This is a genomic window from Vibrio sp. V01_P9A10T6 (genome assembly GCF_963877065.1).
In the GTDB taxonomy this organism is placed as follows: domain Bacteria; phylum Pseudomonadota; class Gammaproteobacteria; order Enterobacterales; family Vibrionaceae; genus Vibrio; species Vibrio anguillarum.
The window spans coordinates 1-24639 of the sequence record NZ_CAWNTB010000161.1 but is presented as its reverse complement, the minus strand read 5'-3'; the positions used below and the strand labels follow the sequence as shown (position 1 = coordinate 24639).

Genomic DNA, 24639 nt, shown 5'->3' with positions numbered 1-24639 from the left:
GCATCACACCACATTGTTCAATTTACCTTAACCAATAGGTAAGAAAATCAAGATTGACCAAACATCCTCTTAAATCATATCTTTCACCTACACCTTGACGAGAATCAAAAAGCTTGCACTTTTATCGCAAGTCTCTTTTCGCCCTAGGTATCCACATATCATAAAAAAGACAATCAAAAGGTAGTCAGCATGAAACAACCACTCAAGGCGCTGGTGCTCGCAATCAGTTTGTCGTGCGGTGCCATCGGTGCTTACGCAAACTCGTTAGAACCGCTCGACAAAGAGTTCACTTTACAAGTTTTAGGATCGGGAGGGCCAATTTCAGATGATCTGCGCTCTTCTTCAGCGGAAGTGATTTGGTGGAAAGGCAAATCTAAAATCATGATTGATGCTGGCGGCGGCGCGTATCTGCGCTTTGGCCAATCCGGCTCTAAACTGGAAGATTTGGATTTTCTAGGCATTACCCATTTTCACACCGATCACGTTGCAGACTTGCCCGCGCTGCTCAAAGGCGGCTACTTCTTTAAGCGAGAAGACCCGCTAGATATTGCAGGCCCGCAAGCGGGATCAGCCTTCCCTAGCCTATCAGGCTATATGGACGCACTCTTTAATAGCAAAGATGGCGCTTACGCTTATTTGAACGGTTTGTATGATGGCAGCGATGGTTTGTTCCCAGTCACCATCACTGATGTTCCTTACAAAACCACGACACCAACTAAAGTGTATCAACAAGACGGTTTAACCATTTACGCACTCGGTATTCCTCATGGGGACGTGCCATGTTTGGCTTATCGTATTGAAAGTGATCAGGGCGTTATTGTTATTTCTGCCGATCAAAACGGCAGTAACCCAGCATTTCTCGATTTTGCTCAAGGCGCTGACATTTTAGTCATGCCGATGGCTGTTCATGAGTCAGCCGATGAAGTTTCCGCATTTATGCACGCTAAACCTTCAGTGATTGGCGAAATTGCAGCCAAAATCAATCCTAAACTGCTCGTGCTCAACCACTGGATGGGAGTCGGCCTTAAACATAAATCAGAGTCCACCAAGATCATCAAACAGTTTTATCACGGCGAAGTTATTGCCGCCCGTGATCTCTCAAGCTACCCAATGAGTTCCGTGAAGGAGATAACCCATGAATTGTAAAATTGTTTTGTCTATTGCGATGACTTCGGCCATTGCTCTTCATCCTGCAATGAGCGTTGCAGAAACGTCAACGGAAGCACCAGTGAGTGCGCAACCCACCTCTCAAAATGGTGGCAAATGCGCGGCTGGCAAATGTGGTACTGAAAAACGTTTTGAAAAGCAGGATTTAAAAAGCGATCCGCAAGGACGTTTAGTACGCGCCAGAGATGGTAAATGCGGCTTAACCGCAGAGGGAATCACACCTTCCGCTGAAACCATTACTCTAACCAACAGCAAAATCACTGGTGGTGTATGCGGGCAATAGATAGCACTTCAAAAGGCATCGGCTTGCGTAGCGAACACATCGATTTGCTATGCCAGTTGCCTGACCATCCCGACATCGATTTCCTTGAGCTTGCTCCGGAGAACTGGATGAACATGGGCGGACTTAAACGCGAGCAGTTACAGCAGATAGCAAAGCACTATCCTCTGGTTGCACATGGGCTGAGTTTGTCGATTGGCGATTGTCAGCCACTGAACAAAGCGTTTGTGAAAAAGGTAGCGGCATTTTTAGATGAATTTAACATCGACATTTACAGTGAGCATTTGAGCTTTTCGCGTGATGCCCAAGGGTACTTGTATGAACTGCTGCCTATCCCGCGCTATAAAGAGAGCATTGCTTACTTGGTCGATCGCATTCACTGCGTTCAAGATATTGTGCAACGCCCTTTGGTGCTGGAAAACATCTCCTACTACCACAGTTACGGCAAGGAGATCCCCGAAGGCGAATTTATTGCTGAGATAGTTGAGCGCAGCGGCTGCCAGCTGCTGATTGATATCAATAATGTGTATGTGAATAGCCGTAACCACAATTACTGCCCGTTTGACATGCTGGCCACTTTACCGAGCGAAGCGATCTGCTATTACCACATCGCAGGTCACTTAAAAGAGCGCGAAGATTTCTTGCTCGATACCCATGGCAAACCAGTACAGCAAGAGGTGATTGACTTGGCTCGTTATGCTTACGCTCAACAAGGTAGCCGTCCTTTGCTGCTTGAACGTGATCATCATGTGCCTCCTCTGGTGGTTTTGACTGAAGAGTTGCGCACTATCCATCATGACATCATGCAGCCAGCGCCATCATTAGTTATCGATGTGGAGCGTAGCCATGCTTAAACCACCAATGAACATGAGTATGTCAATGTACGCACTGACCTGCGTGATCCGCTCTCCTGTCGCGCAAGGCGAACCGCCCTGCCGTTATCGAGAGTTCATTCGAGCGAATATCTACTCTGTCATTAAGCACACTTTTCCTCTGTTTTACGCTCAACTTAACGAGGAAACACTCTACATTTTGACGGACGAATGGCTGGTAATACATGGCGCGATGGAGCCTGAGTTCCATCATATTGCGACTGAATTTGTTCAGTTTATCCAACAGCAAAATAACCATAACGCCAGTGTTAACCTCAGTGCTGAGCAAATCGCACTGCTTGAATATGAATGGATCGTTTTCAACGCTGAAATGGATAGCGCTCATGTGCCGAATCTCAACGTATGGTGGGATGATGTTGAAGCTCAACCGGAGGCGTTTTGCATACAGCTTAACCCAACCTTAAAACTGGTCGAAGTGCCTTTTCTTGTCCATCCAGAATCGGTCACTTTTTTGATTCAAGAACAGAAAACGGTCTGTTACGGGGTATTTCGTCATGCATCGCATCAGGTGGTATCACAAAAACTCAGAGAAGTGGATATCGCCCTAATTCAGATGATTCAAAACGCCCCAGCGCAGTCACTAACGCAACTAGAACAACAGATAGCTCAACACCTATCCAACTTCCATTTTTTGGCGTGGGTTCAAACGTTTCAGCAACAAGGACTCATCAGCCTCTATTTATTAGGAGAAACTCTATGATTCACTCAGCCCTCAATTGGTACGATGGCGTGATCGAAAAATTTAAAAAATTCGATTTTATCGTACTACTTGCGATTCGACTTTTCCTCGTGCCGGTGATTTTTGTCGGCGCTCATTCCAAAGTGGTTGGTTTCGCTGGAACCGTTGCTTGGTTTGGCGCCTCAACCGCCGATGGTGGTTTAAATCTACCTTTTCCAGAACTGCTGGCATTTTTAGCCGCCGCGACAGAAGTACTCGGCTGTATTTGCATCGCACTTGGTCTTTTTACTCGTATTATGGCTATCCCTATGATTCTCATGATGAGTGTGGCGAGCGCAATGGTGCACTGGAAACATGGCTGGGACGCGATTGCCACCAGCAGTATGGAAGCGACGGTGCGCTTAAACGGTTTTATTGAATGGTTGGCGGTCAATTTTCCGGGCCGCTACAACTACATCACAGAACTTGGCGACCCTGTGATGCTCAATAACGGGATGGAATTTGCGGCTACTTACTTTGTGATGCTGATGGTTCTTTTCATTTATGGTGGTGGCCGCTACGTCAGCCTCGACTACTGGCTAAAAAAACCATTCACTCGCACGCCTCAAACCGCTTAACACCTAATGATGCCTACTAACTTGAAGTTGCCGCCCGCAGCTTCAAGTGGCAGGTGTTATCAATCACACATTCATCTCTGACTATCTTACCTGCCATTTTGGTGGCGGGAGGGAGACTTTATGCTTACAGATGTGGTGGAACTGTCACGGTTCCAGTTCGCCAGTACGGCGCTTTACCATTTTATTTTTGTTCCGCTGACCATTGGCTTATCGTTTTTACTGGCGATCATGGAATCGCTGTATGTCATGACCGGAAAAACCGTCTATAAAGACATGACTCGTTTTTGGGGCAAGCTGTTTGGCATCAACTTCGCCGTTGGCGTCGCCACCGGCCTCACTATGGAGTTTCAATTTGGCACCAACTGGGCGTACTACTCTCATTATGTGGGTGACATTTTTGGTGCCCCGCTGGCGATTGAAGCTTTAATCGCTTTCTTCCTTGAATCAACACTCGTTGGATTATTTTTCTTCGGCTGGGAGCGCCTTTCTAAGCGTCAGCATTTAAGCGTGACTTGGTTAACCGCTTTAGGCTCTAACTTTTCTGGATTGTGGATTTTGATGGCCAACGGCTGGATGCAAAACCCCGTCGGTGCCGAGTTTAACTACCAAGCCATGCGCATGGAAATGACCAACTTTACTGAGGTCATTTTTAACCCAGTAACCCAAGTAAAGTTTGTGCATACCGTTGCGGCGGGTTACACCACAGGCGCACTGTTTATCATGGGTATCAGCGCTTACTACCTATTGAAAAAGCGCGACCTTCCCTTTGCGCGTCGCTCATTTGCTGTGGCTTGCGCTTTTGGCATGGCATCCATTACCGCCACTTTATTGCTAGGTGATGAGTCAGGTTACACCTTAGGTGAAGTGCAACAGGTGAAACTGGCCGCCATTGAAGCCGAGTGGGATACCGAACAAGCCCCTGCCTCTTTTACTCTGTTTGGGCTACCTAACCAAGAAACCATGCACACAGACGCGGCGATTAAAGTCCCTTATTTGATGGGTATTATCGCCACGCGTTCATTGGATGAGCCCGTCATCGGCTTAAAAGATTTGATGGCGCGCAGTGAAGAACGCATTCGCAATGGCATGCTCGCTTACGGGCTATTAGAAGCCTTACGCAATGGTGACGATTCACTGCAAAACATCGCTCAGTTTGAAACGCTAAAAGAGGATTTGGGGTACGGTTTATTACTCAAAAAATACACCGATAAAGTAACTGATGCGACTGAAAGCCAAATCAAACAAGCCGCGCAAGATACCATTCCGCAAGTTGCACCTCTGTTTTGGAGCTTCCGCATCATGGTGGCCTGCGGTATGGCGATGTTCGCTGTCATTGGTCTCTGTTTCATCCAAATTTGTCGGCGAAAAATCGGCACTCAGCCTTGGTTACTTAAGGCGGCATTATTCGCTATTCCACTTCCCTGGATTGCCAGCGAAGCGGGTTGGTTTGTCGCTGAGTTTGGCCGCCAACCTTGGGCTATCGGTGAAGTGCTTCCGGTTAATATGGCCGTATCTAACCTATCAACCAGCGATTTATGGATTTCACTGGGCCTAGTTTACTTACTCTATAGCGCATTTTTGGTGGTGGAAATGTACCTGATGGTGAAGTTTGCTCGGCGCGGACCAAGCGCCCTACATACCGGACGTTACCATTTTGAAACGCAAGATGGGCACGGATCTCTATCTCACGTACACCATTAAGGGAGAACACAATGTTTGATTACGAAACCTTACGTCTGCTGACTTGGGCGATTGTCGGTATGCTATTGATTGGTTTTATCATCACCGATGGCTTTGATATGGGCGTTGCAGCGCTACTGCCCATTTTGGGACGCAGTGATGTTGAACGAAGAGTGATGATCAACAGTATCGCGCCTCATTGGGATGGCAACCAAGTGTGGTTGATTACTGCTGGCGGTGCGATTTTCGCTATCTGGCCACTGGTTTACGCCACCGCATTTTCTAGTTTCTATTTAGCGATGATGTTGCTACTCGCTGCGTTATGGCTGCGCCCAATTGGTATGGATTATCGCTCAAAAATCGATAACCCCTCATGGCGCAAGGCGTGCGATAACGCACTGTTCATCAGTGGCGTTGTGCCGCCCCTCATCTTTGGCATTGGTTTTGGTAATTTATTGGTAGGAGTCCCTTTTCAGCTCAATAACTTATTGATGCTCGATTACCAAGGCCATTTTTGGGATCTATTCACACCATTTCCACTACTGTGTGGCCTGCTCAGCCTTGCCATCGTCGTCACTCAAGGCGCAACGTTTTTACAGCTCAAAACTTGTGATGTGTTATGCGAGCGAGCCCATAGCGCGTCGGTGGTCAGTGCCAGCATTGCCGTGGCTTTATTTCTCATCGGCGGATTATTTGCAGCCAACATGGCGGGTTATATTATCGTGAGCCCAATTGTCACGGATGCCGCTTCAAACCCCTTGCATAAAGAGGTGGTTAGCATCGCTCGTCATTTACTGCATAACTATCAAGCACACGCCATGCTGTGGTTGATCCCTTGCGTGGGCATCGCGAGCTTATTGGCGTGCATATGGGCAAGCCTGAAACGAGCATCTGGCGGGGCATTCTTATTCTCTAGCCTTGCTATTGCATGCATTATTTTTACGGCAGGCGTGGCGCTATTTCCGATGATCATGCCGTCAAGCTTAATGCCATCACACAGTTTGACGATTTGGGATGCCACATCCAGCCAGAAAACACTCAATATCATCACGATTGTCGCCATCTTAGTGGTGCCAGTCATCCTCAGTTACACGGCTTGGGGTTACTACAAAATGTTCGGTCGATTGAGTGATGATTACATTCGCAACCACAGCACATCGCTGTACTAAAGGAGATAACTGATGTGGTATTTCTGTTGGGTTCTTGGCGTATTACTCGCCTGCGCATTTGGCATAATCAATGGATTGTGGCTTGAGCAAGCTGAGCATTTCGATGAATCGTAACTCACTCATATGCAAGCAGATAACCTGCTAAGAAGCGTTAAGATCATCAAGCTTTAAGATAAAAAAATGGCGCTGTTTTTAGCGCCCTTTTTTATCACATCGTAAGAAACGTATTTACTGAAATTTTGGGCCAGCTGCGGCAACAAAAGCCATTTCAACCAGATAGTCAGGGCTTGCCAATTGCGCTTGAACGCAGGCTCGGCTTGGTGCACATCCTTCTGGAAACCAGCTATCCCACACTTCATTCAAAGCGGCGAAATGAGCAAAATCTGTGACATAAATTGTCACCGATAACACGCGGCTTCTGTCGCTGTCGATCGCCGTCAACTGCTGCTCAGCTTGGGCTAAAATCTGCTCAACCTGCCCTTTCATATCGGCTTTTGTATCGCTATCAGCCACTTCCACAAAGTGGGCAATGCCGTTGAATACGGTAATGTCAGACCAACGTTTACTTGGATTAATACGATGAATAGTCATTAATTTCTCTCTTTATGGTAAAGATAACTCGCAACAGTGCTGTTCGATCACACAGACTGGCGCGCCGACTTTGCAGCTAAAGCCGCTGGCAACCAACCTGCCTGTGGTTTCATCTCGGCGATAACTGGCAATTGTGTGTGAATGTTGGCTAGCAACCAACAACCAATCTCCATCCGCAGACAAAGTGAAGTCACGCGGGAATTGGCCACCGACGTCAAATGCGGCAATCCATTGCGGTTGTGGCTGGCATAGTTCAAAAAGAACGATTTTATTTTGCTCTCGGCAGGAAGCATAGAGAAAACGTTCATCGGGCGACAACTTAATCGCCGCAGCCGCTCCACTTTTCGCCTCATTCGGCAAGAGATTGCACTCAGCCTCTATTTGCCATTGTGTCCCGGAAAATACTAAGGTGACCAAAGTCTCCGACAATTCACAGACCACAAAAGCTCGGGTTTCTGCGTGATTAAACACCACATGGCGCGGCCCACTCCCCGCAGGCATCTCTACAGTTTGCGCCAATGAAAATACCTGATTATCACTGTTGATGACGAAAAAATGAATTGCATCACTCCCTAAATCGACCATAACCAGTTGCGACGACTGTTTAAGGAAAACCACCTGATGAGCGTGAGGTGAGGTTTGGCGCTCTGCATTTGGCCCCTGACCATCAATCCATAGATCAGCGATGCATGACTCAGGTTTGCCAGTGTCGTCCAAACGAACAATGTTCACATTACCCGACCCATAATGCGCCACGGCGCAATAGCGCTGCTTGGCATCAATAGCAAGATGACAAGCATAGCTACCCGACAATGGCATTTGAGAAACCGAACCCTTGTTAATGTGTATCAATTGTGGATTGTCGCTCGCTTCTACCTCGTTAAAAGTGTAAAAGCCCTTGGTGGTTTCGAGAAGGTAGGAAGGGTTACGCGTCGCCATCACCTCTTGCAAAACACTAAGTTCACCCGTGATGGTGTTAAGCTCAATCAGCTCAACGCCGTTACTATTGCTTGGTGCATCCGTATAAGTACCAATGTAAAAACGCGCGGCATTGTGTGTACTCATTTTCCACCTATCATCAAAAATAAAACACTATACCCAAATTTCACCTTAATCTGGGATAATTTAATTAAGCTGCCTGTGTGGCAGTGATGAAAACCGCCATACAGTCCAAACTTAAATCCAATCGGGCGATTGCGGAACATAATCAATGAACAACATGCTCGGAATAATGTTTATTTTTCCTAGAGGATAAAATCCATCTTCGCTGTTAAATAATTTTCCGCGATAACGTTGCGTGGGTTTTTCGTCTAATACTGATTTGGTATGTCATAGATACAACAAAGCCCGCACGTGGCGGGCTTTGTTTGAATTTGGTGGGTCTTATTGGATTCGAACCAACGACCTTCTGGATGTCGACCAGACGCTCTAACCAACTGAGCTAAAGACCCAAATTTTTGTTCTTGAGCATGATACATGCAACTGAAATGGTGCGTCCGAGTGAACTCGAATCACCGACCCCCACCATGTCAAGGTGGTGCTCTAACCAACTGAGCTACGGACGCATATCTTCAGAACGGAGTGGATATTAACGGCTGTTTTTGCTGTGTGCAAGTCTATTTTCTTTGTTTTTGAGCCAGTTGGCTTATCTATCACCAGCTTGTCTGTTTTTTATTCATAACTCTGGATTTAAGCACAGTAACAGGATCAACAATAGGTGTAAGCTGTCCAATTTATTTCATTGTATAAGTTATGTGAGATTATCCATTGATTCGGACCAATTATCTCGTACTATAACCTTTATCAATATCTTCGATATGCAATACGGTGACGTAACATGGATGCGCGATTATTCAACCATTCTCATCATTTGAGAGCCTCTGTACTTTGTGGGTTAAGCTTACTGTTAACCGCTATTGCATTTTTCTTCGTCCTATTTAACGTTTTTTACACTTACAGCTACGGGCTAGCAGCATTAGAATTTATCTTCATGTGTTACTCCTATTACGTTTACTTGATTGCAAAACAACAAGCACATTCAGTCACTCACATTCGTGTCTACGTTTATTTTCTGATCTTTATCATCAGTGTAGGAACTTTTATTCAGCCTTTAAGCAATGGCCTATTTTTATGGACAACGTTTTTCCCAGTACTTTTTTACCTATTGCTAGGGGTTAAGCATGGCCGTCTCGCTACAGGCATCGCACTCATTCCGCAACTGTTCAATATCCATTCTCAAGGCTCATGGAATGTGGATTATGACCCAACCCCGTTGATGATTAACCTACTTCTTTGTTATTGCGGAATTTGGACGGTGGCTCATCTTTTTGAATCTAGCCGTAAGAAAACCGAAAACTCGCTACGCTACCTCGCTTCTCGTGATGCGCTGACGGGCTCTCACAATCGTTTAGCACTCACTCATGCCTTCGCTCACTTTGTGCAAAATAAAGTGGATACGACGCTGTGCCTTTTAGTGATTGACCTTGATTATTTTAAGCAAGTGAATGACACCCATGGGCATGATGCCGGTGACAAGGTGCTGATCGATACGACGCAGGTAATGTCTCAAATTGTGGGCGACGATAACCTCTACCGTATCGGCGGGGAGGAGTTTTGTGTGACTTTGTTTAATAACAGCATCGCGCAAGCCGAACATGTGGGAGAAAAACTGCGTGAGGCGATTAATCAACATTTGTACGCTTATGGATCGAAGCGAATCCAACTGACCTTAAGTGTCGGTATTTGTGAATACCGTGAAGGTGACAAGTTGGATGTACTACTGAAATTAGCCGATGTTGAGCTTTATAAAGCGAAGAAAAATGGACGTAACCAAGTTTGTATTTGCCAAATCAATGACACAGTGGATGATTCGACACTTTGGATTTCTCAGAGCTCTTGATCATCGCCTATTTCATACACCACATTATAATTTTCAGTATAGGTACACTGTGGTTGACGGCTACACGTAAAGAATCGTCGACCTTTGAATTCGCCTTGGCTGGCAATTTTTATCACCATTGGGCTGCCACATTTTTTGCAAAAACGCACTTCTTTATCGGTTTCGATCAAATCAATATGCGCGGCCAGTAACCTTCTTAGTTTACTCACTTGATAGCTGTGTTTGATGTTCGCACCAATCAATGGAATATTGGCAGACTTACACACATGCATCAGCAATTTTTCACGCTCTACCTTGCCTTTATGCAGTTCTTTTCCGTTATCCAACTCGATGATAACTCGCGGCTCTAGGGTTCTTGCATCACACACCACAAAATCAAAATAGTTTTTGGCGATTCGGTTATTGGCGATAAACCACTGCTTTTTATTCAAGTTCGCCGCAGGGGTAACCACGTTGGCCATTGAAACTTTAGCCAACACCACACCGTGTTCCCCTACTGCAGATTTCAGTGCGTTATGAAAGGCGCCTTCCGACATATTGAGTAACGCCCCTTTCTTCTTATAAGCGTAATCTTTGGTATCGTCGTGTTTGATCACGTACTTTTGGATAAAGACAAAAAACAGCACCAGCAGTGCAACAATGATAAAAATGTTGGTCATACGATAAAAACCATTTTGAAGTAATTAGCTAACTTGCTAATTAATAAACGAAGTACCGCCCAAAGGCCAGTTTATTACTATGGATTTGTTGAAGAGGGTGACCTAATCCACATGGCAGCAGGCTCTCTTGTAAGCTGAATCTAGAATGTGTACCAGAGTGTCATTCAGGTTGATAAGCTACGCCAATGAGTGAAATGTCGCAACTTGTGTTTTCTGTCAATGGACAATGACCAAACGAGAGGCTCATTAATGAGAGCCTTAGTAGGAAAAAGTAGAGAAGGAAAAAGCTCGCCGCAGCGAGCTTTTATTGCTTTAACGATTAATCCAGTCGAAGTAAGCGACCAGTTAAAGCCGGAACGATGATTGTCGTTGTACCGATTTGCGTGGCGATCGTCTCTTCAGTCATTAAATCCTTCAATTGAGTCGCAGCTTTTACGCTTCCCATATCAAGAGATAATCTCCGCTCCGCAGTGCTGGTGTTAAGCACATAGAGGATCTGCTCATCACCGTACACTTTGAGATCCGCGTACAAACTCTCGTCAATCCACACATTACGCCGTTCCCCTTTAGCCAGTGACGGGTATTGGCTGCGCAGTAGCATTAGTTGACTGACGCTGTTTTTCAGCGCTTGCTGTTGTGGTGACAAGCTTGAACCATCTACTTTGCCACTAGAACGAGCAACGTGATCGTCGCACAAGCCAACGGCGGCGCAATTTTGCGTTACTTGCGCCGCAAAGTTTTCGACCTCATCCCCAATTTCTTCACCATAGTAAAGCGTGATTGGCCCAGAATAAGCAGCAAGAAAACTGAACGCGGCAAGATGTCGCGCATAATAATCGCCTAAATTACCTCGTTGGATCAGGTCACCAAAGCGAACCAAATCATGATTACCTAACATTAGATTTGGCATGGCGTGATAAGGCGATTTCGCTCGGTTATTCCAACTGGCTTCTAGACTCAGAGCGCTACCGCTTGCGCCAGATTCTTCCACGGCTAGTGCTTGCATCACACCATAGCGTAAAGGAAAGTTGAAGGCAGAGGAGAGCGCTGGGTTTGCATCACGGCCATACGCAGTTAGAGTAATGTCATCAGCCCCTTGCCACACTTCACCGACCATATAGCCTAATGTGCCCCATGATTTCCCTGCATTGAGGTTATCTTGCGATGCTTGTTCAACCGCAGCGCGCAGCGAACGCCAGCTCTCAAGCGGAACTTGATACGCTTGATCTAAACGCCAGCCATCAATGCCAAACTCACGGATCCAGTAAGTAGCGACTTCAGTGAAAAATGCTTCACTCGCTTGGCTAGGATAAGTGACCAACTTACCCGGATAACCACTTTCTCCATCATGAAGCTGAGGCAAATTGCCGCTCGGTGACGCTTTCACGCCAACAGAGCTGGTGTGGCCAAATACGCCATCCAATAACACGTACAGCCCTTTGTCATGCGCACGATCAATCAGCTCTTTTAGTTTAGCGTTGCTGCCAAAGTTAGGATCTACGTTGAAATAATCACACGCAAAATAGCCAGTAGCATCAAGCTTATCATCGCCATTTTGACCCGCACAGGAATCAAATACTGGCGTTAACCACAACGCATTAACGTTCAAGCTAGCAATATAATCCAAGCTATTGATGATGCCTTGCAAATCACCACGGTGATGCGAGTTGCCGTAACCAACGCCGTAATCAGCGTTTGAATCTCCATCAACAAAGGATTCCACCATCACTTGATAAATTCGCAAATCGCAAGCGGGGTTATTGTCTTGATAACACGCGTAGTCAACACCCGTATCCACAACGCCAACCACCAGTTGCGATGTGTTGGATGCATCCAGTGTGAACTTCCAAACACCTTGCTCTGTTACGGTAAGCTTGATATTGCCATTTCCTGCATTTTCCAATATCGCGGAACCGCTAGCTATATTAAAGCCACCAAAACCAAGGTTTAGTGTGCTCCAATCTTCAGAAGCAATTTTGAATTCATACACTCCGGGAGTCAGATAACCTTCAAACGTGTAGAGACCATTTTGCTGATAGGATAATGGATTTGAAACTCCCCAACCGTTCATCGAACCACGCACGTACACCGTGGTTGAACCATAAGGTGCAACATCAATTGGTGGCGCATCAATGCTTAAGCCAGCACCCTGCTCGCCCTGCTGCGGCATCACAAACACTGCCGCCGTTAAGGCTGAAACGGTAAAGCGGCCATTGTTAAACTGGCTCTCTTTGACGCGCACATCTTGTGCTGTGCGTAAAACAGGATGTAATTCAAAGCGCTGCGCGTTCGGAATAACCACACTTTGCTCAACGCTATTGGCGTTGATGGCGACAACGATGGCCTCAACGTTAAGGTCGAGATCCGTTCCAGCTGAAACACCATCATTAACCGACATCACTATCATGCCAGGCTGCGCATTTGGCCCCGTATTATGGAAACGAACACGATTTAACACTTCTTGCTCAGAGATTAGCTTGAGCAACGGTGTTTGCGCACGAATCGCCAGCAAGGCTTTGAAGGCATTATCTGTCCATGCGATATCTTCCGCGGAAGCTACCGTATTGGGGTTGGCTATCACACTTTGAATCGCACTCCAGTTGGCTTGATCTTTATCTGCTCTTGGCAAGCCGATATTCCAGTTGTTGGTCTGCTTGCTAAAGTCAACACGGTTGTACCAATCACCACTGTCGTAACTGTCGCGCGCCATCGATTTTGAGCGAAGTAGTTCTGAACCCATATGGAAGAAAGGAACACCTTGCCCAAGCATTACTGGCGCAAGACCAATGATCTGCATGCGCGCTCTATCTGCTGAGCTGGTTTCTGCTTTTGCTTTATATTGGTTGAAGTCCCACAGGGTTTGATTGTCGTGTTTAGAGACGTAGTTAATCGACTCTTGTGGGTCAAGTGTATAAGCCGCGCCTTGACCACCGTATTGGAAATCACGGCCAAGCACTGTCATGCCGCTGGCGGTTTGCAATGGATAGGCTTGTAAATTACCAGCCATGCCATAGCGAATTAAGTCCATTTTCGATTTCAGCTCATCACTAAATCGATCACCTGCATTAGCAAAACCCGGAGTGGTTAATAACGCCTCACCGCTATCAAATGGACCACCGCCACGCACACCGTCACGTAAGCGGTCGTTATAAGTCCCTATCCCCGTTCCAGCCATTGGCCACTGCGTGGCATTTTCACCTCTGGCACCGTTGGCGACTTCACCAAAGTTCCAGCCTTCACCATAGAACCAAGTGTCAGGATCAACTGTTTTCGCCGCCTCATAAATCTTGAGCATGCTTGATTTCATCAAGTGTCCCATAAGATCGAAACGGAAACCGTCGATTTTGTAATCTTGCGCCCACATCGTGACACTATCGGCCACCAGTTTCTCGAACATACGATTTTCTGAAGCGGTATTATCACAGCAACTTGAGTTTTCAACCGCACCTGTGATGGGGTTCAAGCGGTGGTAATAACCGGGCACGGTTTTATCCAGTACTGATTTGTCATACAAACCTGACGAGTAGGTATGGTTGTAGACCACATCTTGCACGACTCGAAAACCAAGCTGATGCAGTTTTTGCACCATTTGGCGGTACTCTTTCACCCGTGACACACCATCACTTTGCACTGCATAACTGCCTTCTGGCGCGCTGTAATGGAATGGATCATAACCCCAGTTGAAGCTGTCAAGCGGCCGCACATCCGCAAGTAATGCTTGTGCTTGCGGTGTATTCGGGTCGGTTTTTTCCAACAAAGAAAGTATGGTCGCGCTCATCGACGTGCCATCAGAACAGAGCGACGCTTGCGGGTTAATACCACACAGTTTTGCGACCGTGTCATTAAGATCGACCCGTTTTTGCTCATCTTCCGGAATCGACGCTAAATCATAGCTTGGCAGTAAGTGAATGGTGGTTAAACCCGCTTGTTTTAAACTCTTCAGGTGCGCCACACTGTCACGTTCTTCTTCCAAGAAGGCAAGGTACTTACCGTTGTATTCCGCTGTTCCTTTGCTATCACTGTTGCTGAAGTCACGAATGTGTACTTCATAAAGAATGTTATCTTCAGGATGACTCAGTTCAGGAATAATTTGAGTATCCCAATCGTCCGGTTTTGACTCTGCTGCGGTTAAGTCCACCAATTGAGAATAAAGGCTGGATGTGCTGAGCGATTGCGAATACGGGTCGGTCGTCATCATCCATTCAAGTTGCGCCGTTTTAGGATGGTAGGCCTGCACGCGGTAACGATAGAAACTGTTTTTCAGCGAGCGCTCACCTTGATAGTGCCAAACTCCGGTATTTGGATCTTCAACCATCATCTGCGGTGAGGTACTGCGAAGGGTTTTATCTTGATCATACAGATACAACTCCACTTGCTGCGCGGTCGGAGCCCATAGCGCAAAATGCGCGCTATCACCGTCTATCCAAGCGCCAAGTTTCGCTTCATCGGCATCATCGCTGCCCGCCGTGTAAAGATTATCGACTATTCCTGGGATCTGTACTTTTGTTGCAACCAGTACTTTGCCTTCAGCATCTCTCGCTACTGTGAGTAGCTGCGTTTTCAACAGCGCTTTAGCTTGTTCGTTGCTCACATCCAATGTGAAGGCTGCTCGACCCGCTAAATGTGGGAAATGCGCATTATTTGTCACGCCTGACAAGGCTAATGGGTAATGGATGAATTGTTCAGGATGTGCGATATCACCATTGCCTTGCGCGCGGCTCCAAAGCTCATAGCTTGCCGCTTCGCTGTGATCGAACCACGCCAGTTGATTTACCGCAAGCCAATGTGCAGCTGCGCCCTCAATGGCAACTTGAATTTGCTCATTAGGAGAATAGTTCAACACCGCACTACCGTGGCGCGTATAAAGCGTATTGCCTTTGACAAAATCCAGCACTAAATCATCGCCGCCCAGCGCTTTATCATTGCCACTGTGCACAATAAAGTTCATGCAGTTGCCATGTTCTGCTTTAAGTGGAATGCGATATATCGCTCCATAAATCGGGTCGATTTCTGAGGCTAAGTAAGGATTTCCCCAATCCACGCCATTAAGCGCAGATTCAGAAACAGAATCACAGCTACCGTTGTTCCAAAGGTGTAGTCCCCAGCCGTCATAATTATTGTCATCACGCAGGTAGTAAATGATCGCTTCTTGATAAGTTGGGGTTGGCTCGGTTGTAGAGTTATCTGCCTGTTTCGGTTGTGGATCAATGCTGTCGGGGATGCCATCACCGTCATCGTCGCTTGAGGCAAAATCCCCTAGCCCATCGTTATTGGTATCAAGGCTTTCTAAGCGATCTCGTGGGAATACATCCTGCGCGTTGCCCACGCCGTCACCATCAATATCGTCATCTTCGCTATCGGCAATACCGTCACTATCAAGGTCAGCAGGAACGCTTGAAACATCATTGGCGTCCGTTCCTAAACGCGCTTCATCGGCGTTGCTCCACCCATCACCATCAATATCATCATCTTCGACATCCGCAATGCCATCGCCATCGAGATCGGCAGCAAAGCTTAAGGCGTCATAAGGATCTGTCCCTAATCGCCATTCAGTTTCATCAGGCCAGCCATCGTTGTCATCGTCTAGGTCTGCGTGATCGCCAATGCCATCATTATCGGAGTCAATACTCTCTTGGATGTCGTAAGGAAAGCGGTCAATCAAATCGGCTACGCCATCTCTATCGCTATCAAAGCCAATAACAGGCTCACCATTTTCAAGCATCAGTGTTTTATCGCGAATATCGCTCTTTTCTCGCTGTGCTTTTTTGATCTCATCGCCAAACCGTTTACTGGCTTTTTTCAAGATATTGGCCAATTCAGGCAAGCTGGAGTCATCGATAGTAGCAGGTAGCAGTTGCGCTAGCGCTTTAGCAGATTGAGCAACCAAGATGTGGTTATCGACATAATCCGCTTTGATATCCAGCGTTGGAATACGCAACGCTTTTTTCAGCTCAGCCAATGCTTTACTCTCTCGCTTACCATTTTGCATCTGCACGCTGAGGTAAGTCGTAAAAGGGCTGATCACTGGATAATTTGCTGGCGCCATCATTAAATAATTGCGCGCCGCTTTGACGGTGGGAATATCTTGGTCAACGGTTTTTCCCTTGATAGCAGAAGCCATCAGATAATAATTGTTTACGTCACCACGCAGCCCCGCCACGTTAATTTTTGCGATACCTTTTTGGTCGGTATACGCTTGAGGTTCGTTTTGTTCAAATTGACGATTGCCGTTCACATCCAGCCAAACTTGGGCATTGGTTAAATACCCATCCATGACTTGAACGTCTAACGAGTCATTACAACCCGCTAGCATACCAATTGAAGCAAACGCTAAAGTCATTCTCGTTAGGTTTGTTTTCATTGTTGTAATCCGTTTTATAACGTTAGTGCTCGTCCTGCTCTCACTGCTGGCAGAAAACCTATAAATCAGTAGACATATGCCTATATCTACCTAAGCTAACGTTATAATTTTGACACCGCCAATTACCTCCCCCTTGCCATTTTGCTCTCAGGGCGTAGAGCCAAGGGAGGAGAAGAAAAACACAGAGTTCACTCACGCTCAGGGTAAATGAGATGAAAGGAAAGCAGAGAGAGCAAGATAAAAACGTGATCGGAAAGACAAAGCGTAGAATGAGGAATGATAAAGTGTGAAAGAATATTACATTTTGACCAATCTAATAGAGTTTGATCTTCCTCCCATCTCTCCTTACTCATCGCTCGCTATTCGCGCCGCTGAGCTTAACGTTCAGAATTGTGGTAAAACAAAAAGAGCCTCAAATGAGACTCTCCTTAATTGGTCGCAGACTGACCGCTATACCCAAACAACTCTAAGTGGGAGGAGTATAAAGGTTAAGCAAATACATATTTATCCATCAGGGTGACCATTTTGCCAATTTCGGGTTTGGTCAAGGTATCATCAGCACCCAGTGCTAATGCTTTGGCTCGGTTATCATCACTCATGATCGAGGAGAACATCACTATCGGCGTTGTTTTATAAGTTTCGCTGTCACGCAAACGCTTCAACAAGTGCATACCATCCATGCGCGGCATTTCTACATCCGTTACGATCGCATTCACTAACTCTGTCACAGGTACGTTTTCGGACTTGGCTACTTTTTCAATTTCCATCAATTTCTCATAGGCTTCACCACCGTCTTTACACGCAATAATGTTGTAGCCTGCAGAGCTTAATGTGTCTTGTATTAAACTGCGGATAAACGCCGAATCATCCACCACCATGATGGTTTTCGCATTACGTTTGCTGATCATTTTTTGGTTGAGGTCGACCGATCTGTCCACCGTGACATCGTATTTTTCCATACTCAATTCAGGGTTGATGTCAGCGATGATTTTCTCAAAATCCAAAATCATGATCAGGTTGCCGTCTTTGCGAACAACCGCCACGACGCAATCTTGCTCACCCGCTTCTAAAAACTGACTCGGCGATTCAACGTCGTTCCAAGAAATACGGTGAATACGACTAATGCTGTCAATCAAAAAGCCATTGGTCATGCGGTTAAAATCCGTCACGATAACAAACTTTCGATCAAGGCTTGGATTAGTAGGCACACCAAGCCAACCGGCAAGATCAACTAACGGAGTCAGTACATCACGTGACGAAAATACACCGATCATATGCGGCTGAGCATTGGGATAATCGGTGGTATCAGGAACTTGTATCACTTCCCTAACTTTCGCAACGTTAATGCCGTAATAGCAGGTTTTCGTGCGTCCATCTGGCAGTACCTTTTCTAAATGGAACTCAATAATCTCAAGTTCGTTGGTACCACTCTCTGTCAAAATTGTACTACTTGGGTTGCTCATACTGGTCACTAATCTTAAGAATGGTTATTGGTATTTGTTTAATATGGCTTGATATCGATTAACACCGTCTTCATTAACCGTGTTCTTTACTTTATCAATACCTATTTGTAAATCGTCTAATAGTGTTTGGTCTATATTTTTATTAAAAGCATAGTAAAGTAATCCCTGCTTTAACACATAAAGTGTTTCAAATTGATCGGGGGCATATCCTGCTTGTTTTATCCACCAATGGGCTGACCGTTCATCGTATGCAATCAAATCAATACGCTTTTTCACTAACTGCTCTGCCAACATAGTGACATCCGTTGCTTCTTGCATTGAGTCTCTCGGAACACCATATTGCAACAGCATTTGTTCGCCGACGTCATCTTTTATCACCCCTATCTTATAGGAGGTAATTTCTAAAGGTTCCCCAAGTTTGATATTACTGCCTTTACGTGCAATTACCGAAACTTTGATGTCATCAATTGGGCCTACCCAATGAAATAATTCCTCTCTGTGTGACGTCCTTGTTGTCGAGAAAAGTACTCCGTCTTTTTTCAAAATGGTAGAGCGATAAGAACGAGCCCACGGTTGCAATACGATCTGGCTCAATAATACGTCATGTCCTGAGAATTTAGCGGCTTCTTGAAGTAAATCAACCGAAATTCCAGTGATTTTGCCCTGATTCATAAAATTAAAAGGGGGATAGGCCTCTGTATAATACGTTAGTGTTTCAAGACTAGCGGGATAAGCAGGTGATGATGCCAACACACTGATTAGCCACATAGGTAGAATAGTACGCAGATATTTGATTACGTTCATCCTCTCTCCTACATGATGTTATCTGCCTTTTGTCCTTAAACTTTAGATGGGGTTTGAAACGCCGTCTAGTTCATCGCAAGCATTCATCATCAACAATACGAACGACGTGATTAAATAGCATTAAATTTCATGCGGTTAACTCATTAAATCTCTCGGCCTAACGCACAACTTTTTTATAGCAACGCTCCGGGCGACCAACCGTGCCGTAATTTAAGTCGGCGGTTAGCTCACCACTGCTGATTAAATATTCCAGATAACGCCTTGCCGTGGTTCGACTTGCGCCAATTTTTTCTCCCGCTTCGTCCGCGGTCAAACTGCATGGTGTATTAAAAAGATGGCGTATTTTGTCTAGCGTAACCCCATCAATTCCTTTGGGAAGACGCAGATGAGTGGGAAGCTCACTGGTATTGGCTGTCAACATTTTATCAACTACGTTTTGGTCAACATCAGCCACGGAGCCCAGCTCTAATTGTTGGGTTTGGTATTTCTTCAATGCCGATTCAAGACGGGGAAACATGACTGGCTTGAGCAAGTAATCAACTACGCCACCACGCATTGCCTGTTGTAGCGTCTCAACATCGCGCGCTGCAGTAATCAAAATTACATCACAGCCTTGGTTGTTGCCTCGAACTTTCTGTAAGAGATCGAGCCCCGTACCATCCGGTAGATAAACATCCAGCAATACTAAATCGGGTTTGAGGATATCTAACTGCAATTGGGCATCGGCGTGAGTCGTTGCAATGCCAATGACTTCAAATCCCTCAATTTGTGTCAGGTAACGATGATGTAATTGCGCAATCGCGATATCATCTTCAATGATCATGACACGGGTATTCATACTTGTTCTTCCTTAGGCAGATAAACCGTAACTCTTGTTCCAACATCTTGATTACTTTTCATTTCTAGCTGCCCTTGATAGCGATCAGCTAACTGTTTTACCAGGTGTAAACCCACACCTCGGTTATGTTTTGCTTTGCTAGAGACTCCCTTTTGCCATAATTGCTGTGGCGACATTTGTTCGGGTAAACCACACCCTTTATCATCCACTTCAAGAATAATTTCGGCACCATAATCGCTGAGTGACACCTCAATGATGCGTCGTTCTTGTGTCACCCGTTTTTCATTGCGGATCATCGTGAGTGTCGCATCAAATGCATTGTCAATCAGGTTACCCAAGATAGTGACGATATCTTCGGCATTGATACGCTGCGGCAAAGGTTCTAGACGCGATCCCTCTTCAACGACTAACTCCAAACCAAGTTCACGAGCCCGCTCAGTTTTACCCAGCAGCATTCCGGCAATGAGTGGATCTCTAACTGTCTCGCGTAGAAATTCAATGAGCGATTGGTAATGAGCCGTTTCTTGGCCGATTAAATGCTGAACCGCTTCCAGCTCTCCCATCTGTACAAGCCCACTGATGGTGTTGAGTTTGTTGCGATGTTCGTGAGTTTGAGAGCGCAGCATTTCAGCATACTCTTTGGTTTGGGAGAGTTGCTCAGTTAACTCGTTGATTTCATCTCGGAGGCGGAAGCTGGACACAGCCCCAACCACTTTACCGTCAACAATAATCGGACTTCGATTGGCGATCAGACGCTGTTGATTGAGGTACAGCTCGATGTCGTGATCAGGCGTGCCACTTTCAATAACACTCATGAGATCACTTTCAGGCAGAAACAGAGAAAGTGGTTGATTAAGCGCTTTCTCTCGGTTAATCGCCAAAATCTCACACGCACTTTTATTAATGGAACGAAGAATACCCGCCTCATCAATACTTAAAATGCCTTCCTTTAAGGTACTCATGGTGACATCGAGTTCGACATACAATCGGCCAATCTCTTCTGGTTCAAAACCGAGTATCGCTTTCTGAAAACGGCGTGAGGCGTAGCTGGAAAGTACAGCATTCGCCAGCACTACCAGCAGTGCCATCCCAATTAGGTAGATGAGAAAAGGTTCAATTTTATCTTGTAGTCGTTCTATTAAGTAACCAACTGACACCACACCAACGATTTGTCCTTGGGCATTTTTTACCGCCGATTTTCCACGCACGGATTTACCCAATGAACCCTGAGCAAAAGAAACGTATGACTCACCATGTAGCAAAGCTTGATCGTTATCTCCCCCTTTCATGGGAAGACCAATTCGTTCATCAACAGGATGGACTAAGCGGATCCCATGTTGATCGCCGATAACAATGAAGGTTGCACCGATTAATTTTGTTAACTCTCGATAACGCTGTTGGTGATCCACCCCACTACCAGATTCAAGCATATCGACCACTGATGGAGTTTGTGCAAGAAATGAAGCAACCCCCAAAGCCTTTAAGCCCATCTCTTCTTCTTGAGAATGTTTGATGTACACAAAACCAGCGGCAACTAACAGCAGTAATTCAATCAACCCTGAAAGGGTCATTATGATCAGCATACGCTTACGAAAACTGATACTACTCCACACCATAAATCCCTCTTTAACTCTGCATACAAGCTAACACTTATTTAACATTTGAGCGAAGAGAGAAACGAATAACTGTGAACAATACTACGCATTCCACGCACCATTTTGGTTCGTTTTATTGCAATCTATTTCGAAGACTTGCCAAGCAGAATATGCACAAGGTTTTATAAAAATTTATCATAGTTATTTCGTGATCTATATCACGCCTATTTTAGAAAAATTTTATCTTATAATGCCAAAGCATTTGTATACTAATTGTGCAGTGAAGAAGATGATGAGGAAACCTCACAAAAAGATAGCCCTATAATAACCATACCAATTGCTATCGATTCCATTCATAACATTGTCAGAAGGACACTTACAATGAAACGCGATGCCTTTGGAATTTGCCTTTCCCGAGATATGCTGTTTAACCATTTACAGTCTACCTTTACTCACGTTCGGGCTTATGAAGAAATAGCGACTGAGTCAAATGATGACCTGAGAGTGCTGCTAGCTTTCCCGCAGATGTCGGGTAAGGACGTGCTGACCACGATGCAAGGCAGTACAAACGTGAGAGGTAGTAAAAAATTGGTTTGGCGGGCCGATTATCTCTGCCCTTCTTACCATAAGTATTAAATTTAAATATTGAATTTTGATGATATGCGCTTCATGCTAGCGCATATCACTTGCTGTTGTTTCGACATTTCAACCCATCACACTGTTGACTTCCGCAGCAAAAAACTAGAGCATTAACTCTAATTATTATTACTCGAGCTTAGCATGAAAGCGAAAACACTCAGCCTATTCGTCTTTACTCTGCTTGGTGCAGCCCCTTCTTTCGCCGCGCCGATTTCCTTTCAACAAGCATGGGATCTTTTGCAACAGAGCAATAATTCACTTGCCGCTGGGCGGGCAAATGTCGAACGCTATCAGCATATTGAAAATTCCACAGACAGTCTCAATTTGCCTGCTGTTTCTATTGGTGCAAACTACACGCGTTTAGACCAAGATGTTACTTTGTCAGGAAAGCAGATATTCGATAGCACTGGGCAATCTATCCCATCATCTTTAGGTTTAGGACCGATACTCGCCAGTGCTGGCTCCATCACATCAACCATCACCGAACGTGATATTTTCAGCTCTTCGATTCGCGCTATTTGGCCCATTTTTACAGGCGGACGGATCAGCGCCGCACAAGCCGCTGCGGAAGGTAAAAAAGAAGAAGCACAAAGCCAGCTCGCAATGGAAACACAAGCGCGCTATGAAGACTTGAGCAAATATTACTTTAGTGTTCTTTTGGCAAAAGAGGTTTTAGTGACTCGCCAAGCCGTTGAGCAAGGGTTAACCAAGCACCGTGATAATGCACTAAAGTTAGAGCAACAAGGACAAATTGCCCATGTGGAACGGCTACAAGCTGAAGCCTCATTAGATAAAGCAACGGTTGAACGCAAAAAAGCACAAAAAACCTTAGATATTGCCCAAAGCGCACTAACCCAAATTCTAGGTCAAACAGAAAAAGTCGAGCCAAGTGGTTCACTGTTTGTCAATGACCGTTTACCGCCACTCTCTGTTTTTGTGGAGCAAACGCTCAATACCTATCCGGGCTTGGCACTACTTGAAGCAAAAGAAAAGCAAGCAAGCAGCTTGATCAAAGCTGAACAAGGCAAATACTATCCAGAAGTCTACCTTTACGGTGATTACAGCCTACATAAAGACGATTCGCTGGCCAGCCAAATGAAACCGGATTGGTTAGTGGGTATTGGGGTCAACATTCCGTTAATTGAAACATCGGGTCGCAGCGATCAAGTCAAAGCAGCGCACAGCGCGGTCTCACAAGTACGTTACTTAAAGGCGCAAGCTAAGCAAGACTTGAGCGTGTTGGTGGAAAAAACCTATTTGGAAGCCGAACAAGCATTGGAAGAAGTGATGGGACTAAACTCAAGTCTCACACTGGCTAATGAAAACCTGAACCTACGCCAAAAGGCATTCAGTCAGGGTTTAGCAACGTCTTTAGATGTAGTGGATGCAGAGCTCTACCTTGCTAGTATAAAAACGCAACAGTCATTAGCCAGCTTCAACTACTTACTTTCTTTAAATAAGTTACTGGCATTGACCAGTGAAATGAATACTTTCCCTATCTACACACAATCAGCGATTTTGTTGCACTCATCAATGACTCACGAATCACCTGCTCAAAAGGATGCCTTATGAAAGCCGTAAAACCAACACTGATTGCTCTTGCTGCTGTGGTGGCGATCTCATGGGTAGGCTATCGCTTTTACCAAGCATCTCAACCTAAACCTGTCCGCTTACAAGGTCAAATTGAATCTCAACAATACAGTATTTCCTCAAAAGTTCCCGGCCGTATTGATCAGGTACTGGTGCGCAAAGGCGATAGCGTTGAACGTGGCCAGCTCATTTTCACGCTGCACAGCCCTGAAATTGAAGCCAAATTAGATCAAGCGATTGCGGGTCAAAAAGCGGCGGGCGCACTGGCTAAAGAAGCAGAAACAGGCGCACGCGATCAGCAGATCCAAGCGGCAAAAGATCAATGGCTTAAAGCCAAAGCCGCAGCGGATTTAATGGAAAAAACCTATTTGCGTGTCAATAATCTTTACCGTGATGGTGTCGTCGCTGAACAAAAGCGTGATGAAGCGAATACCCAATGGCAGGCCGCTAAATATACTGAAAGCGCCGCTTTTCAGATGTATCAAATGACCAAAGAAGGCGCACGCTCTGAAACTAAACTCGCTGCCGCGGAAAAAGAACGTATGGCTGCTGGTGCCGTAGCGGAAGTTGAAGCTTATGCCGCGGATACTAAAATTGAGAGTTGGTTTGACGGTGAAGTGTCCCAAGTACTGCTGCAAAGCGGCGAACTGGCTCCACAGGGCTTCCCTGTCGTCACTGTCGTGGATACCCAAGACTCATGGGCGGTGCTCAACGT

Annotated in this window: 20 protein-coding genes and 2 tRNA genes; 12 read left to right on the top strand and 10 right to left on the bottom strand. The window is 45.7% G+C overall.

What is annotated here, in order from left to right:
* The first annotated feature begins 189 nt into the window (after positions 1 to 189).
* From AACQ21_RS11305 to cydX, 8 genes are all read left to right on the top strand, one after another.
* Positions 190 to 1146 (top strand): MBL fold metallo-hydrolase, encoded by a 957-nt coding sequence (locus AACQ21_RS11305; protein ID WP_029189808.1) that lies wholly within the window; start codon positions 190 to 192, stop codon positions 1144 to 1146.
* Positions 1136 to 1450, top strand: a complete 315-nt coding sequence (locus AACQ21_RS11300; RefSeq protein WP_017050579.1) for a hypothetical protein — start codon at positions 1136 to 1138, stop codon at positions 1448 to 1450. The genes AACQ21_RS11305 and AACQ21_RS11300 overlap by 11 nt, the downstream gene beginning before the upstream one ends.
* Positions 1438 to 2301, top strand: coding sequence for a DUF692 domain-containing protein (locus tag AACQ21_RS11295; RefSeq protein ID WP_105976859.1), 864 nt, complete (start codon positions 1438 to 1440; stop codon positions 2299 to 2301). The genes AACQ21_RS11300 and AACQ21_RS11295 overlap by 13 nt, the downstream gene beginning before the upstream one ends.
* On the top strand, positions 2294 to 3040 hold the full coding sequence (locus AACQ21_RS11290) for an HvfC family peptide modification chaperone (protein ID WP_105976858.1): 747 nt from the start codon (positions 2294 to 2296) through the stop codon (positions 3038 to 3040). Before AACQ21_RS11295 ends, AACQ21_RS11290 begins: the two co-directional genes overlap by 8 nt.
* Positions 3037 to 3636 (top strand): HvfX family Cu-binding RiPP maturation protein, encoded by a 600-nt coding sequence (locus AACQ21_RS11285; protein ID WP_017044810.1) that lies wholly within the window; start codon positions 3037 to 3039, stop codon positions 3634 to 3636. Before AACQ21_RS11290 ends, AACQ21_RS11285 begins: the two co-directional genes overlap by 4 nt.
* Before the next feature lie 120 nt (positions 3637 to 3756).
* The gene (locus AACQ21_RS11280) at positions 3757 to 5337 is read left to right on the top strand and encodes a cytochrome ubiquinol oxidase subunit I (protein WP_105976857.1); all 1581 of its coding nucleotides are present in this window, start codon (positions 3757 to 3759) and stop codon (positions 5335 to 5337) included.
* 11 nt (positions 5338 to 5348) lie between these two features.
* Positions 5349 to 6485 carry a cytochrome d ubiquinol oxidase subunit II gene (gene cydB / locus AACQ21_RS11275; protein ID WP_105976856.1) on the top strand — a complete coding sequence of 379 codons (1137 nt, stop codon included), beginning with the start codon at positions 5349 to 5351 and terminating at the stop codon, positions 6483 to 6485.
* A gap of 12 nt (positions 6486 to 6497) precedes the next feature.
* Positions 6498 to 6599, top strand: a complete 102-nt coding sequence (cydX, locus tag AACQ21_RS11270; RefSeq protein WP_013856710.1) for a cytochrome bd-I oxidase subunit CydX — start codon at positions 6498 to 6500, stop codon at positions 6597 to 6599.
* A gap of 114 nt (positions 6600 to 6713) precedes the next feature.
* Here cydX and AACQ21_RS11265 read toward each other — a convergent pair whose 3' ends face one another.
* The 4 genes from AACQ21_RS11265 to AACQ21_RS11250 form a co-directional block, all read right to left on the bottom strand.
* Positions 6714 to 7076, bottom strand: coding sequence for a RidA family protein (locus tag AACQ21_RS11265; RefSeq protein WP_013856709.1), 363 nt, complete (start codon positions 7074 to 7076; stop codon positions 6714 to 6716).
* A gap of 12 nt (positions 7077 to 7088) precedes the next feature.
* Positions 7089 to 8141 (bottom strand): lactonase family protein, encoded by a 1053-nt coding sequence (locus AACQ21_RS11260; protein ID WP_105976855.1) that lies wholly within the window; start codon positions 8139 to 8141, stop codon positions 7089 to 7091.
* Between the two features lie 309 nt (positions 8142 to 8450).
* Positions 8451 to 8527, bottom strand: a tRNA-Val gene (locus tag AACQ21_RS11255).
* Positions 8528 to 8564: 37 nt separating this feature from the next.
* Positions 8565 to 8641, bottom strand: a tRNA-Val gene (locus AACQ21_RS11250).
* A gap of 272 nt (positions 8642 to 8913) precedes the next feature.
* Here AACQ21_RS11250 and AACQ21_RS11245 point away from each other — a divergent pair.
* The gene (locus tag AACQ21_RS11245) at positions 8914 to 9975 is read left to right on the top strand and encodes a GGDEF domain-containing protein (RefSeq protein WP_017048647.1); all 1062 of its coding nucleotides are present in this window, start codon (positions 8914 to 8916) and stop codon (positions 9973 to 9975) included.
* Here the strand turns inward: AACQ21_RS11245 and AACQ21_RS11240 are convergent.
* The 6 genes from AACQ21_RS11240 to AACQ21_RS11215 all read right to left on the bottom strand — a co-directional run bounded on the left by AACQ21_RS11240 (position 9963) and on the right by AACQ21_RS11215 (position 21716).
* Positions 9963 to 10634, bottom strand: a complete 672-nt coding sequence (locus AACQ21_RS11240; RefSeq protein WP_094123525.1) for a DUF2726 domain-containing protein — start codon at positions 10632 to 10634, stop codon at positions 9963 to 9965. The genes AACQ21_RS11245 and AACQ21_RS11240 overlap by 13 nt on opposite strands.
* 319 nt (positions 10635 to 10953) lie before the next feature.
* Positions 10954 to 16995: a pullulanase-type alpha-1,6-glucosidase gene (pulA, locus tag AACQ21_RS11235; RefSeq protein ID WP_105976854.1), complete on the bottom strand. Its 6042-nt coding sequence runs from the start codon at positions 16993 to 16995 to the stop codon at positions 10954 to 10956.
* 488 nt (positions 16996 to 17483) lie between these two features.
* The gene (locus AACQ21_RS11230; protein WP_026027355.1) at positions 17484 to 18458 is read right to left on the bottom strand and encodes a chemotaxis protein; all 975 of its coding nucleotides are present in this window, start codon (positions 18456 to 18458) and stop codon (positions 17484 to 17486) included.
* Positions 18459 to 18482: 24 nt separating this feature from the next.
* The gene (locus AACQ21_RS11225) at positions 18483 to 19262 is read right to left on the bottom strand and encodes a substrate-binding periplasmic protein (protein WP_105976853.1); all 780 of its coding nucleotides are present in this window, start codon (positions 19260 to 19262) and stop codon (positions 18483 to 18485) included.
* Positions 19263 to 19419: 157 nt separating this feature from the next.
* Positions 19420 to 20100 carry a response regulator gene (locus AACQ21_RS11220; RefSeq protein WP_013856664.1) on the bottom strand — a complete coding sequence of 227 codons (681 nt, stop codon included), beginning with the start codon at positions 20098 to 20100 and terminating at the stop codon, positions 19420 to 19422.
* On the bottom strand, positions 20097 to 21716 hold the full coding sequence (locus tag AACQ21_RS11215; RefSeq protein WP_017044817.1) for an ATP-binding protein: 1620 nt from the start codon (positions 21714 to 21716) through the stop codon (positions 20097 to 20099). Before AACQ21_RS11215 ends, AACQ21_RS11220 begins: the two co-directional genes overlap by 4 nt.
* Positions 21717 to 22076: 360 nt before the next feature.
* On the opposite strand from AACQ21_RS11215, the gene AACQ21_RS11210 reads away from it, so the two are divergent.
* From AACQ21_RS11210 to AACQ21_RS11200, 3 genes are all read left to right on the top strand, one after another.
* Positions 22077 to 22331, top strand: a complete 255-nt coding sequence (locus tag AACQ21_RS11210) for a hypothetical protein (protein WP_013856662.1) — start codon at positions 22077 to 22079, stop codon at positions 22329 to 22331.
* 144 nt (positions 22332 to 22475) lie between these two features.
* A complete protein-coding gene (locus tag AACQ21_RS11205) occupies positions 22476 to 23906 on the top strand; it encodes a TolC family protein (protein WP_105976852.1) in 1431 nt (476 codons plus the stop codon).
* The coding region (locus AACQ21_RS11200; RefSeq protein ID WP_105976851.1) for an HlyD family secretion protein at positions 23903 to 24639 on the top strand (737 nt) is incomplete at its 3' end. The genes AACQ21_RS11205 and AACQ21_RS11200, both read left to right, overlap by 4 nt.